The following is a 13,267-nucleotide window of genomic DNA, read 5'->3' on the forward strand; positions in this document are numbered from 1 at the left end:
CCCGCCGGCCCGACCGGCCCGCCCCCCGCCGGCCCGCCCTCCGCCGACCCGCCCTCCCCGCGGCCCGTCCTGCCGCCCGTCCCGGAGTCGCGCCGCGAGGAACTGCTCGCCGCCGCCGTCCGGCTCTTCCACGAGCGGGGCTTCGACAACGTCTCCACCGACCGCATCGGCGCGGCCGTCGGCATCTCCGGGCCCAGCGTCTACCGCCACTTCACGACCAAGGCCGAACTGCTCGCCGCCGCCCTCGTCCGCAGCCGCGAACGCCTCCGCCACGAGGTCGAGGGGGCGATCGCCGCGGCGCCCGGCGGCCCGGCCGGCGCCCTCGCGGCCGGCCTCCGCGCGTACCTCGGCTTCGCCCTGCGCCACAGCCACTACCTCGGGGCCATGGTCAGCGAGACCGAGCGCCTCGACCCGCCCGACCGCCGGGCGGCGGTGGACTTCCGCCGCAGCTTCCTGCGCGTCTGGGTCGGGCTCCTCCAGCAGGTGCGGCCCGAGTACGACACCGCCGAGGCCCGGATCCGGGTGCACGCGATGTTCGCCCTGCTCAACGACGGGGTCCGGCACCCGGCCGAGGCGTCCGGCCCGGGCCGGGCCGCCCTGCTGGAGTCCGCCGGCCGGGCCGTCCTCGGGCTGCCGCCGGACGCCTGACCAGGCAGTCGGCCGCCGCCGTACGGGCATCTCCGGAACCCCCCGAAAAGTGCTGGTCGGGCGGATAGTCGTACTGGCAGACTCTGACCCCATGTCCCAAGGTCTGCCTTCCGCCGACAATCTGCGTACGACCGAGGTCGACCTCGGCGGTCTGGTGAGCGTGCTCGCCACCCACCTCTACTCCACGCCGCTGGTCGCACTGCGCGAACTCGTCCAGAACGCCCACGACTCGCACACCCGCCGCCGCCTGGAGGACCCGGACTCCACCGCACCCGCGGTCATCCGGGTACGCGCCGACGCCGCGCGCCGCACCGTCACCGTGGAGGACACCGGGGCGGGCCTCACCGAACCCGAGATCCACGCCTACCTCGCCACCGTCGGCACCGGCTACACCCGCATGCTGCGTGACCTCACCGGCAACCAGGAGCTGATCGGCGCCTTCGGCCTCGGCTTCCTCTCCGCGTTCTCCGTCGCCGACGAGGTCGTCGTCACCACCACCTCGCACCGCGAGCCGCACCTCGGCCACCGCTACCGCAGCCGCGGCGGCGAGCAGTACAGCGTCGAACCGACCGGGCCGCGCCCCGCCCCCGGCACCGTCGTCGAACTCCACCTCAAGGCCGAGCACGGCCACCTCGCCGACGAGGGCGCCCTGCGCGAGGTGCTCGGCCGCTACTGCGTGCTGCTGGCCGTCCCGGTGCACGTCGGCGACGACGAACGGCCGGTCAACGACATCCCCGTGCCGTGGCGCCAGGACACCGGCGGCGACCTCCACGCCGCCCGGATGCACTTCGCCACCGCCTTCGGCCGCCGCTTCGAACCCCTCACCGCCTTCCCCTTCGCCCCCGCCGACGGCGCCACCGACGCCGTCGGCCTGCTCTGGGTGCAGGACGGCGGCACGTACGGCTCCACCGACAACCGCGACCTCGCCGTCTACCTGCGCGGCATGCTGCTCGCCGACGACGCCCGCGACCTGCTGCCCAGCTGGGCCGGGTTCATCGGCGGCGTCGTCGAGTCGAGCCGGCTCACCCCCACCGCCAGCCGCGAGGACCTGCAGCGCGACGAGCACTACCGCGCCCTGCAGAAGGCCCTCGCCGACGCCGTCGTCGACGGCCTCTACGAGACCGCCCGGCTGCACCCCGCCGCCTGGCGCCGCATCCTCGCCCGGCACGGCCAGGAACTCCTCGGCGCCGCCCTCTGCGACGACCGCCTCTTCTCCCTGCTCGCCGACGACGTGCCGGTGCCCACCTCCCAGGGCGACCTGACGGCCGGTGCGCTGCGCGCCGCCGGACACGGCGCCCTCCACGTCGCCCTCGGCTCCGGCGGCGGCTTCGAGGAGATGCTGTACCGCGCCATGCAGGTGCCCATCGCCCGCGGCGACCGGTACGCCGTGCTGCCGTTCCTGCGCCGCTACGCCCAGCTGAAGAGCTGCCGGATCGTCGAGCTCGGCAGCGAGCGCGGCAACCGCGAACTCTTCCGCGACCCCGACCGGCCGCTGGCCGCCGACGAGGACGCCTGGCTGACCGCCGCGCTCGCCGACGACGGCGAACAGCTCGTTGCCGCCCGCTTCGACCCGCCGGGCCTGCCGCTCGTGCTCGTGCCCGACCGCGAGGCCGAACTCAAGGCCCGCATCGAGGACGACCAGGCCGACGCCCGGATCCCCTCCGCCGCGCTGCGGCTCGCCCGCGCCTTCACCGCGCGCACCGACGGCACGGTCAAGGCCCGGCTCTACCTCAACCTCGCCGCGCCCGCCGTCCAGGACATCCTCACGGCCTACCGCGCCGGGCACACCGGCAGCGCCACCGCCGCCGCGCTGCTCCGCTCGCTCAAGGTCATCATGGCCGCGGCCGGAGGCTCCGCCGCCGGCGACCTCACCGCCGCACTCGCCGGGATCGGCACCGCCGTCGCGGCCCTCACCGCCGCCGTGCCCGACGGGCTGTCCGACCTGCCCGACACACTGCCCGCGGACGACAGCCCCACCGGCGACCCGCAGGCCGGCGCACCGCAGAACGACGACCCGCAGGGGGAGACCGCATGAGCACCGACATCTGGGCCTGGGTGCGCGACACCCACGAGCAGCTCTCGGAGGCCGGCCACCACCGGCTCGCCACCGCCCTGGTCGAGATCGCCGGCCACGCCGTCGAGGGCCGCAACGAGCAGCTCGACGCGATGTACCCGGAGGCGCTCGCCTCCGCCCGCGCGCTCGGCCTGCCCTGGGTCGAGGTCTTCCTGCGGCACTGGCGCATGCAGAACCTCCTGAACAAGCGCCACCAGGGCGAGGCCGCCATGGCCGAGGCCGTCGACCTGCTGGAGTTCGCGCACCGCGAGGAGACCGCCTCCTGCCCGCAGTCGGTCTGCGTCGTGCAGGACTTCACCATCTGCCACTCCAACATCGACGGCCCCGGCTACGTGTCCGAACGGCTCGCCGTGCTGGAGGAGACCCTCGCCCGGGTCGAACCCTCCCGCGCCTGCTTCGACTGTCTCTCCCGCGAGTACGCCGACACGCTGGAGGACGACGACCGCCCCGCGGACGCCCTCACCCACCTCGACCGCGCCCAGGCCCGCATCCAGGCCGCCGGCGAGCACGTCTCGCTCTCCTTCGGCCACAGCCGGGCCGGCGCCCTCGGCCGCCTCGGCCGCCACCAGGACGCCCTCGACGCCTACGACACCGCCGAACGCGCCTACACCGCCCGCACCCCGCTCGACGACGACGACCGCCGCAAGCTCGGCGCCGGCCGCGCCGTCGCCCTGGCCGCGCTCGGCCGCACCGACGAGGCGCTCGCCCTGCTGCCTGACGCCGCCGAGGCCGACCGGTACCCCGACATCCGGCACCGCTGGGCCACCGCCGTCGAGACCCTCGCCGGCGCGGGCGCCCTGCCGCACGGCGACCTCGCCAACGACACCGCGACCGGCGCGCAGCTCGCCCGCTGGGTCGGCCACCTGGACACCGCCGGCTCCCACCGGCCCTGCCTCGACCTGCTGCTGATCGCCGGACGGCTGGCCGTCGCCCGCGGCGCCCGCACCGTGGCCCTCACCCTCGCCGCCACCGGAGACCGCAAGCTCGCGCAGCTGCGCCGCACCGACGGCGTCGCCGACCGCCTCGCGGAGCTCCGGAAGACCGCCGAGTCCCTGCCGCTCCCGGAGGTGCCGGTGCCCGCCGCCGACCTCCCCGAGTGGCTCGGCGGCCGGCAGGTGACGTACGAAGCCGCACTCGACCACTTCGCCGCCGCGAGCGAGGAGTCCGCCGAGGCCGCCGCCCTGCTCGCCCCGCAGACGGCCCGCGCGCTCGACGCGCTCGGCCACCCCCGGGCCGCCGCCGACCTGCTCTGGGCCCGGGTCGCCGACGACCCGGCCGACGAGCAGCTGCGCGGCATGCTCGGCCAGGTGCTCATCGATGCCGAGGACGCCGACGGCATCCGCCGGCTCGCCGAGCTCCTGATGCCCGAGCACCCCTCCGAGGCGTACTGGCTGCGCGCCCGCCACGCGGCCGCCGAGGGCCGCTGGGAGGAGACCGGCGAGCACTGCGACAGCCTCCTCGCGTACGAGCCCGACGCCCTCAACACCCGTCGGCTGGCGGCCACCGCCGCCACCCGCCTCGGCGACCACGCCCGCGCCCAGCGGCTCTACCTCGAACTGCTGGAGCACGCCGCCCCCGCGGGCACCGAGGGCGAGGAGGAGCACCGCACCGTCCAGGAGCCCGACCTCTGGCACCTGATCACCGCCGCCACCGCCAACCGGGACTGGGCCGTCGTGCGCAGCACCGGCGCCCTGATCGGCATCGAGTTCGACGCCCCCGAGGGCCCGGTGGAGGAGGAGTGGCAGATGGTCACCGTCCGCGCCACCCGCACCAACGGCGCCACCGTCGACCTGCCCGCCGTCCGTACCGGCCCCGCGACCGCGCGGATCGTCCCCGTGCTCGGCGAGGACGTGCCGCTCAACCACCGCGACGTCGTCGTCTTCGGCCCCGCCCTGCTCAACGAGCGGCCCGACGGCGAGGACGACGACTGGCAGCCCGTCTTCGGGCAGCTCACCCTCCTCGACCCGGCCGGCTACACCACCCACTGGCTCGACGGCGCCTGGCCCGGCGACGACGCCTGGTACGCGCTGCGCGAGGACCTCGCCGGCGCGGGGTACGGCCTGTGGGCGTACAGCGGCAACCAGTACCGCGTCACCGACCCGGGCGCCGCCGGGAAGGACGCCGACGAGGACCTGCCCGGCATCTACGCCGCCCTCGGCGTGCCGCCCACCGCGTCCTCCGCCGACGCGGACGCCCTGCTGCTGCGCCTCACCGCCTCCTGGCCGCACCCGCTGAGCTGGCTCGACCTGGCCAGGGCCGCAGGGAGCGACACCGCCCGGCACGAGGACATCGTCCGGCGCTACGGCCTCTGACCGGCCCCCGGCCCCCGGCCCCCGTGGTCGGGGGCCGGGTCGAGGTGCACCCGGGCGACCGCCGGGAAGGCGGACCGGATCGCCCGGTCCGCCGGCTCGGAGGCCGCCTCCACCTCGGCGGCGGTCGCCGACGCCTCGTACGACACCTCTGCCGCCACCAGCACGTCCTGCGGGCCCTGCACCAGCGTCACGAGGTCCGGGACCCGCCGCACGCGCGGAACCCGACGCTCCGTACATGTGCGTCCGCCCGGCCGATCGGGCAAGGTGGGGAGGATCAGCGCGTGGCCAGGGGGCCACCAGGGGAGGCGAGGAGTGGCGGACGTGCCGAAGCGGGGCCGGCCGGGCGGCGGCAAGAAGGCCAGGGGCGGGCGGACGGCCAGACCCGCACCCCCCGGCACCGGGACCACCGCGAACCCGCCCGGCCGCGCCGCCGCCCCGCGCCCCACCGAAGGCCTGCTCGGCTCCGCCGCCCCGCCCCGGCCGGTACGCACCGAGGTGCCGCTCGCACCGGCACCCACCCCCACCGAAGGCCTGCTCGGCCCCACGCCCGGTCCCGGCCCCACGCCCGGATCCACGCCCGGCCCCGGCCCCGAGGACACCCTCACCCCCGAGGACTGGCGCGCCGCCGGCTACACCCCCGCCGCCGGCATCGACCTCACCGAGCTGCGGGCCGGCGCCCCCGGCACCGCACCCTGGCCCGACCGCATGCGCACCCTGCTGCGCACCCCGATGTCGGAACGGCCCGCCTTCGAGCGGACCCCGCGCGACCTGCACCCCTCCGCCGCCCGCCACGTGCCGCGCGTCCTCGACCTCACCCTGCGCATCGGTGAGCTCCTGCTGGCCAGCGGCGAGGCCGCCGAGGACGTCGAGGCCGCGATGCTCGGCATCGCCCACGCCTACCGGCTCGACCGCTGCGAGCCGCAGGTCACCTTCACCCTGATCTCCATCACCTACCACCCGTCGCTGGTCGACCCGCCGGTCAGCGCCGCCCGCACGGTGCGCCGCCGCACCTCCGACTACACCCGGCTCGCCGCCGTCTACCGGCTGGTCGCCGACATCACCGCCGAGCAGGTGACCGTCAACGACTCCTACCGCAGGCTGGCCTCGATCCGCCGCAACCGGCACCCGTACCCCGCGTGGCTGCTCGCCGTGGCGACCGGCCTGCTCGCGGGCGCGGCGACCTTCCTCGTCGGCGGCCGGGCCGACGGCAAGGCGTGGCTGGTCTTCGCCGGGGCGTTCGTCGCCGCCGTCCTCGGCGACCGGCTCGCCTCCCTCGTCGCACGCCGCGGACTGCCCGAGTTCTACCAGTTCGTCCTGGCGGCGATGCCCGCCGCGGTGCTCGGCATCGTGCTCTCCTTCAACGACCTCCACCTGCGCGGCTCGGTCGTCATCACCGGCGGCCTGTTCGCCCTGCTGCCCGGCCGCGCCATGGTCGCCGCCGTCCAGGACGGCCTCACCGGCTTCTACATCACCGCCGCGGCCCGCCTGCTGGAAGTGCTCTACCTGATCGCCGGCATCGTCATCGGCGTCATGTCGGTGCTCTACCTGGGCGTCAACTACAACGCCGCGCTCAGACCCGACGAGGCGCTCGGCGGCGCCGTCGACCCGCCGATCCAGCTCCTCGCCGCCCTCGTCCTCACCCTGGCGTTCGCCATGCTGCTGCAGACCGAGCGCCGCACCCTGCCGATGGCCGTGCTCAGCAGCGGCATCGGCTGGTCGACGTACGGCGTGCTGACCAACGCCGGGGTCTCGCCGATCGCCGCCACCGGGGCCGCGGCCGGCCTCGTCGGCCTCTTCGGCGAACTGATGGCCCGGTACCGCTACGCCTCCGCGCTGCCGTACGTGACGGCGGCGATCGGCCCGCTCATGCCCGGCTCGGCGCTCTACCTCGGCATGCTGTCCTTCGCCCAGGGCCACGCCTCGGCCGGGCTCGTCTCCGTCACCCGGGCCGCGGCCCTCGCCCTGGCGCTCGCCATCGGCGTCAACCTGGGAGGGGAGGTGGCCCGGCTGTTCCTCAAGACACCCGGCGCGACCGAACGCCTCGCCCCGTACCTGCTCGTCCCCCGCCGCGCCGCGAAACGCACCCGGGGCTTCTGAGCAGGATCCGGCCCGGCCGGACCTCCGCACCACCGAGAACGAAGGCACCACCCGTGATCAGTCACCTGCTGGACAGCTACCGCGAGTACATCGTCGCCGCGCACAAGCAACCGCTGTTCCTGCTGCTCGTCGGGTTCATCACGGCCTTCGTCGGCATCCGCGTCAGCGTGCGCATGATCCGCGCCCAGGTGCGCTGGTGGCCGGGCAACATCACCCCCGGCGGGCTGCACATCCACCACATGGTCTTCGGCCTGGGCTTCCTGCTGGTCGGTGGCATCGGCGTCTTCGCCACCAACGGCGGGCACCCGTGGATCGACTGGTTCGGGCTCTGCTTCGGCATCGGCTGCGGCCTCGTCCTCGACGAGTTCGCGCTGATCCTGCACCTGGACGACGTGTACTGGAGCGAGCAGGGCCGCAAGTCGGTCGACGCCGTCGTCCTCGGCCTGCTCGTCACCGCCCTGCTCCTCACCGGCTACGTGCCGCTCGGCGTCGTACCCGGTCAGTCCGCCGTCGAGGCCGGCCGCTGGGGCCTGGTCGCGGTGATCTCCGCCAACGCGCTGGCCTCCGTCGTCGCCCTGCTCAAGGGCAAGCTCTGGACCGGCCTGCTCGGCATCATGGTGCCCGGCCTCTCCCTCATCGGCGCCGTCCGGCTCGCCCGGCCCGGAAGCCCCTGGGCCCGCTGGCGCTACGCGAGCCGCCCCCGGCTCCGCCACCGCGCCGTCCGGCGCGAACGCCGCCTGCACGGCCGCGCCGACCGCGCCCGCACCTGGCTCTTCGACCTGATCGCCGGCGCACCCGACAAGGTGGCGCCGCACCACGTCGCCACCCACCGGGTCGCCGAGAAGATGGCCGCCAGGGCCACCGCCCACCTCGACGCCCAGCACGCCCGGGCGCTCGCCCGCCGCTCCGCCCGGCTCGCCGACCGGCGTGCCGCCGTCCTCGCCGGCCGCCGCCCGGACACCGGACCCGGCCGGGCCGCCGACGGACGCGACGCCACCCGGCGGACCCGGGCGCAGTCCCTCGCCCACGCCCGCCGCCGCACCGTACGGGCCGGCCGGCAGCGCGTCCACACCCTGCGGCCCACCGGGCCGCCCCCGGCCGTGGCGGTGGCCGCCCCCGGCCCGCACCCGCCGTACCGCCACCCCCGCCTGCCGCACCCGCAGCAGCGCCGACCCGCCTGAGCGGCCGCGCGAGCACCTCCCGCACGGACCCCCGCCACCCCGGGCACGGGCGGGCGAAAATCGGATGCCCGCGCCGAGGGTCCGCCGTACCGTGGCTGGATGGGCAACGACGCGCAGACCGGGCCGGGCCGGCCGATCCGACAGCAGCAGGCGGCCGACGGCGGCATCGAGGTCCGCGCGGTCACCGAGGACGAGCTCCCGCTGTGGGACCGAGGCGTGGCCCGCGGCTTCCTCCGCCCCCACCTCGACGAGGGCACCGAGTACCGGAGGCAGCAGTTCGAGCCCGGCCGCTTCCTCGGCGCCTTCGACCCGTACGACCCGACCCGCTGCGTCGCGACCTTCCGCAGCTTCGACTCCGAACTGACCCTGCCCGGCGGCGCGCTGCTGCCGGTCGACGCGATCACCGCCGTCACCGTCAACTCCACGCACCGCCGCCGCGGACTGCTCAGCCGGATGATGCACCGCGACCTCGCCGCCGCCCGGGAACGCGGCACCGCCGCCGCCGTCCTCATCGCCGCCGAGTACCCCATCTACGGCCGCTTCGGCTTCGGCCCGGCCACCCGCGGACGCCCGCTCACCGTCGACCTCACCCGCGCGTCCCTCCGCGCCGGCCTGCCGGACTCCGGCGGCCGCACCGACTTCGCCGGCATGGCCGAGGTCCGCAAGCTCGGCGCCGAACTGCACGAACGCTGGCGGCGCACCCGGCCCGGCGCGCTGCACCGCTCCCCGCTCTGGTGGAAGCTCCACACCGGCGCGACCAGCCTCCCGGGCTACGACTGGAAGGAACCGTTCGTCGCGCTGCACCGGGCCCCCGACGGCACCGTCACCGGCCTGATCGCCTACACCGTCGACGACACGTGGGAGGGCGACAGCCCGAACTGCACCCTCACCGTGCACGACTTCCTCGCGACGGACGGCCCCACCGCCACCGCGCTCTGGCGGCTCGCCTTCTCCGTCGACTGGGTGCGCACCGTGTCGATCGGCATCCTCGCGGCCGACGACCCGCTGCCGCTGCAGCTCACCGACCCCCGCGCGGCCGTGCCCGGCCGGGGCGGCGGCGACTTCCTCTGGCTGCGCCTGCTCGACCTGCCCGCGGCCTTCGGCGCCCGCACCTACCGCACCGCCGGGCGGCTCGTCCTGGACGTCGCCGACCGCGAGGGCTGGACGGCCGGCCGCTGGCTGCTGGAGGCCGCCGCGGACGGCACCGGCCGCTGCACCCGGGTGGAGGGGCCGGCCGACGGGCCCGCCGACCTCGCCCTGGACGTCGCCGCCCTCGGCTCCCTCCACCTGGGCGGCGAGTCGGCCGTCCGGCTGGTCGCCGCGGGGCTGGCCGCCGAGCCCGCCCCGGGCGGCGCCGAGCGCGCCGACCTGCTGCTGCGGACGGCGGTGGAGCCGTTCAACCCGGACGAGTTCTGACCGGGACGGCGTGCGGGCAGGACGGGCCCCGGAACCGGATCCGGACCCGGACCCGGCTCCGGCGGGCCGCGGCCGCGCAGCCGGGAGGTCGGGTGGCCGCGCAGCCGGGAGGCCGTGCGGTCAGGTGGCCGTGCGGCCGATGGTGGGCAGGATGAAGTCCTGGATCAGCCCCTTCGCGTCCCGCACGAGCGGGCGGAAGACGCGGTAGCGGGAGAGCACGACGACCCTGGCGACCATCGGTGTCGACCGCCGGACGAACTCGCGGGTGCGCTCCTGCTGAGGGGTGTGGTCGAAGACCCAGTACAGCACGATGATCATCAGGTGCAGCCAGAGCAGGTCGGGCAGCAGTTCGGCGAGCTCCTGGTCGAGCTTGGGGGCGACGTCCGAGCCGGTCAGCACGTCGCGGAAGAGGGCGACGGCGGTGGCGCGGGCCCGGTGCGACTCGTTGGCGAACGGACTGAGCGAGCTGTTCGGGTCGGCGGCCGTCCGGAAGAACTGCGCCGCGAACTCGTGGTACGGCGCCGCGCAGTCCAGCCAGGAGGTCAGGGCGATGTCCAGCCGGTCGGCGAACTCCTTGTGCCCCCGCATCCGCTCCGCGGCGTCGGCCGCGTGTTCCAGGGTCATGCCGTCGTAGAACCCCTGGATCAGGAATTCCTTCGACTCGAAGTAGTAGTACGCGTTGCCGACGGAGATCCCGGCCTCGGTGGCGATGGCCCGCATGGTGGTCTTCTCGTAGCCGCGCTCCTGGAAGAGGCGCATCGCGGTGGCGAGGATCAGGGCGCGGGTCTGTTCGCTCTTGCCGGTCTTGGGGCGGGCACGGCCGCCGGGCAGTTCCGCGCCGAGTGCGGGTTCCTGGGCGGGCTCGTCCATGTCGAGGGTGCTGCCCTTCTGCTCGTCCACGGGCCCGAGCCTAGCCCGGCGGGGCGGCGGCGTGTCCCGCCGCGGCCCCGGGGCCGCGGGGGTGAGGGCGGGGCCGCACCGGACATCCCCTCCGCGCCCGGTGCGCCCCCTTGCCGGGCAGGGACGCGTCCATGATCGGCGCGACGACTCTACGGGAAGTTTTGAACGCGTTCAAGTAGATCGGGGGCGATCTGCCGTGTGGCAGGCTCGGCCCCATGACCGGACAGATCGCCATCAGGACCGGCGGTGCCGCCGACGCACCCGCCGTCGCCGCCCTGCACGCCCGCAGCTGGCGCACCGCCTACGCCGGCCTCGTCCCCGACGAGGCCCTCGGCGACGGGCTGGCCGCCGAGCGCGAGGAGATCTGGGCGATCCGGCTCACCGCCGACTACGGCGACCCGGCCGCGACCCCCACCCTGCTCGTCGCCGAGGACCCCGACGGGCCGGTCGGCTTCGCCTACCTCGTGCCGGAACCCGACGGCCGCGTCCTCCTCGACAACCTGCACGTCAGCCCCGGCCGCACCGGCGGCGGCATCGGCAGCGGACTGCTCCGCGCCGCCCTCGACCGCGCCGCGCCCGCCGTCCTGCGCCTGGAGGTGCTGTGCGGCAACCGGCGCGCCGTCGCGTTCTACGAGCGCGAGGGCGGCCTGCGGACGGACGAGCGGACCGGCCACTTCCCCGGCGGGTACGAGCTGCCCGAGTACGAGTACAGCTGGCCGGCCACGCCCCACCGCTCGTAGGCGGTGGTCGCGGGCGGTGGGACGCGGCCCGGCGGTCGTGGGCGGTGACGGCCGTGCCGCGCTTCAGCGGTCGTAGACGGTGACCGCCACGCCGCGCCCGGCGAGCCGGGAGGCCACCAGCGGCTCCACCTTCGTCCAGCTGCCGCCGGCCAGACCGCAGCCGATCCGCGGCATGTGCACCGAGGCGCCGAGCCGCAGCGCGTGGTCGCCCAAGGCGGCCAGCCCGGCGTCGATCGCCTCGTAGCGCACCGGCACGCCGCTGGAGCGGCCGGTCCGCATGCCGCGCTGCGTCACGATGTTGGCCACCCGGAGGTAGGGCCCGACCTCCACGAGCTGGACGGCGCCGAGGGCGAAGTCGTTGCCCGACCGGCCCCGGTGCCACGCCCGGTAGGCGGCCTCCGGCTCCGGCCAGCGGCGCGACAGCGCCAGCACGAAGCCCTTGCCCCAGCCGCCCAGGTCGTTGCACCCGTGCGCGATGATCCTGAGGCCGGCCCCCTGCGGCGCGGTGGCGTCCCCGCGCACGTACGTGATTTCCGCTCCCATGCCCGGAGGCTAGCGGGCGGCACCCACAGCGGGCTCCCGGGTTTCGCGGCCGTCCGGCGCTCCCGGCCCGGTGCCGCGCAGGACCCGCGACCCGCCCGCCGCGACCAGCAGCGCCGTGGCCGCGGCCCCGACCGGCACCAGGTAGCCGGCGGCCGGGTCGCCCCGCCCGGCGACCAGCCCGCCGAGCGCCGAACCCGCCGAGACGCCGATCAGGATCGCGGACACCGCCGCGGCCATCCCCTGGTTCAGCCGGTGCGCCGGGACGGCCTCCTGGACGAGCGTCATCCCGCTGATCATGGTCGGCGCGGTCGCCGAGCCCGCCGCGAACAGTGCCAGGGCGAGCAGCGCCGGGCCGGCCCCGGCCGACCCGGCCAGGGGCAGCGGGAGCAGCAGGCCCGTCATCGCGGCCAGCCCGACGAGCAGCCGGGTGCGGGCCGGCCTGCGCGGCCGCAGCAGGCCGAACGCCAGGCCGGACACGCACGAACCGGCCGCCACCAGACCCAGCAGCAGCCCCGCCCAGGCCCGGTGCCCGCCCGCATCGGCGGAGGCCAGCGTGGTCACCTCCAGGGCGCCGAACACCACGCAGGTGCAGAGGAAGACCGGCAGCAGGGCCCACAGGCCACGGCGGCCGCGCGCCGCGGCCCCGGCCGGGTACGGGTCGGCGGTGCCGCCGGGAGCGCCCCCGGGGCCGGACAGGGGCGGCTCGGTGTCGCGGCAGGAGGCCAGCAGGAGCATGCCGGACACGCAGAGCAGCCCGGAGGCGATCAGCCCGGCCTCCGGGAAGAGCGACCCGCAGAGCAGCACCGCGAGCACCGGGCCGGTCATGAAGCAGAGTTCGTCCAGGGCCTGTTCGAGGGAGTTGGCCAGGTGCATGCCGGCGTCGTCCCCGCGCAGCAGGTGGGTCCAGCGGGCCCGGACCATCCCGCCGGCGCTCGGCACGGTGCAGGCGGCCGCCCAGCAGACGAACAGCGTCCAGGAGGGCGCGCCGAGCCGTACGCACACCAGCAGCCCGGCGAACGGCACCGCGGCCGTCAGCGTCGTGGGGACGGCCACCCGGGCCTGGCCGTGGCGGTCGACGAGCCGCCCGAGCAGCGGCATGGTGACGGCGACCGTCGCCAGACCGGCCGCCGACACGCCGCCCGCCAGGGCGTACGAGCCGCGCCGCTCGGCGATCAGTGCGACGGCGGACACCCCGCCCATCGACATCGAGAGGCGGGCGAGCAGCCCGCAGAGGGTGAAGGCGAGCGCCCCGGGAAGGGCCAGGATGCGGCGGTACGAGGCGAACACGGTTCTCCGGCAACAGGGTTGGGGGGGGGAGGGGCCGTTCCGAGTCTTCCGGAGCGTCCGTGTGCGGTC

General features: G+C 76.1%; 11 protein-coding genes. 7 read left to right on the top strand and 4 right to left on the bottom strand.

Annotation, left to right across the window (positions count from 1 at the left end; all coding sequences use genetic code 11):
* From SNE206_RS11930 to SNE206_RS11940, 3 genes are all read left to right on the top strand, one after another.
* Positions 1-648, top strand: a 648-nt coding sequence (locus tag SNE206_RS11930; protein WP_407913272.1) for a TetR/AcrR family transcriptional regulator, incomplete at its 5' end; no start/stop codon positions are given.
* Between the two features lie 91 nt (positions 649-739).
* Positions 740-2,683: an ATP-binding protein gene (locus SNE206_RS11935; RefSeq protein ID WP_407913273.1), complete on the top strand. Its 1,944-nt coding sequence runs from the start codon at positions 740-742 to the stop codon at positions 2,681-2,683.
* Positions 2,680-5,034 carry a hypothetical protein gene (locus SNE206_RS11940; RefSeq protein WP_407913274.1) on the top strand — a complete coding sequence of 785 codons (2,355 nt, stop codon included), beginning with the start codon at positions 2,680-2,682 and terminating at the stop codon, positions 5,032-5,034. Before SNE206_RS11935 ends, SNE206_RS11940 begins: the two co-directional genes overlap by 4 nt.
* On the opposite strand, the gene SNE206_RS11945 is transcribed toward SNE206_RS11940, so the two are convergent.
* Positions 5,022-5,246 carry a hypothetical protein gene (locus SNE206_RS11945; protein WP_407913275.1) on the bottom strand — a complete coding sequence of 75 codons (225 nt, stop codon included), beginning with the start codon at positions 5,244-5,246 and terminating at the stop codon, positions 5,022-5,024. The genes SNE206_RS11940 and SNE206_RS11945 overlap by 13 nt on opposite strands.
* Positions 5,247-5,346: 100 nt before the next feature.
* On the opposite strand from SNE206_RS11945, the gene SNE206_RS11950 reads away from it, so the two are divergent.
* The 3 genes from SNE206_RS11950 to SNE206_RS11960 all read left to right on the top strand — a co-directional run bounded on the left by SNE206_RS11950 (position 5,347) and on the right by SNE206_RS11960 (position 9,728).
* The gene (locus SNE206_RS11950) at positions 5,347-7,131 is read left to right on the top strand and encodes a threonine/serine exporter ThrE family protein (RefSeq protein ID WP_407913276.1); all 1,785 of its coding nucleotides are present in this window, start codon (positions 5,347-5,349) and stop codon (positions 7,129-7,131) included.
* A 53-nt stretch (positions 7,132-7,184) separates the two neighbouring features.
* Positions 7,185-8,312 carry a hypothetical protein gene (locus SNE206_RS11955; RefSeq protein ID WP_407913277.1) on the top strand — a complete coding sequence of 376 codons (1,128 nt, stop codon included), beginning with the start codon at positions 7,185-7,187 and terminating at the stop codon, positions 8,310-8,312.
* Between the two features lie 99 nt (positions 8,313-8,411).
* On the top strand, positions 8,412-9,728 hold the full coding sequence (locus tag SNE206_RS11960; RefSeq protein WP_407913278.1) for a GNAT family N-acetyltransferase: 1,317 nt from the start codon (positions 8,412-8,414) through the stop codon (positions 9,726-9,728).
* A 120-nt stretch (positions 9,729-9,848) separates the two neighbouring features.
* Here the strand turns inward: SNE206_RS11960 and SNE206_RS11965 are convergent, their stop codons facing one another.
* Positions 9,849-10,628, bottom strand: a complete 780-nt coding sequence (locus SNE206_RS11965) for a TetR family transcriptional regulator (protein ID WP_407913279.1) — start codon at positions 10,626-10,628, stop codon at positions 9,849-9,851.
* 215 nt (positions 10,629-10,843) lie between these two features.
* On the opposite strand from SNE206_RS11965, the gene SNE206_RS11970 reads away from it, so the two are divergent.
* The gene (locus SNE206_RS11970; protein ID WP_407913280.1) at positions 10,844-11,368 is read left to right on the top strand and encodes a GNAT family N-acetyltransferase; all 525 of its coding nucleotides are present in this window, start codon (positions 10,844-10,846) and stop codon (positions 11,366-11,368) included.
* A 63-nt stretch (positions 11,369-11,431) separates the two neighbouring features.
* Here SNE206_RS11970 and SNE206_RS11975 read toward each other — a convergent pair whose 3' ends face one another.
* Positions 11,432-11,911, bottom strand: a complete 480-nt coding sequence (locus SNE206_RS11975; RefSeq protein WP_407913281.1) for a macro domain-containing protein — start codon at positions 11,909-11,911, stop codon at positions 11,432-11,434.
* 9 nt (positions 11,912-11,920) lie between these two features.
* Entirely contained in the window at positions 11,921-13,198 is a 1,278-nt protein-coding gene (locus tag SNE206_RS11980) for an MFS transporter (protein WP_407913282.1), read from the bottom strand.
* Between the last annotated feature and the right edge of the window lie 69 nt (positions 13,199-13,267).

It is taken from the genome of Kitasatospora sp. NE20-6, assembly GCF_045862635.1.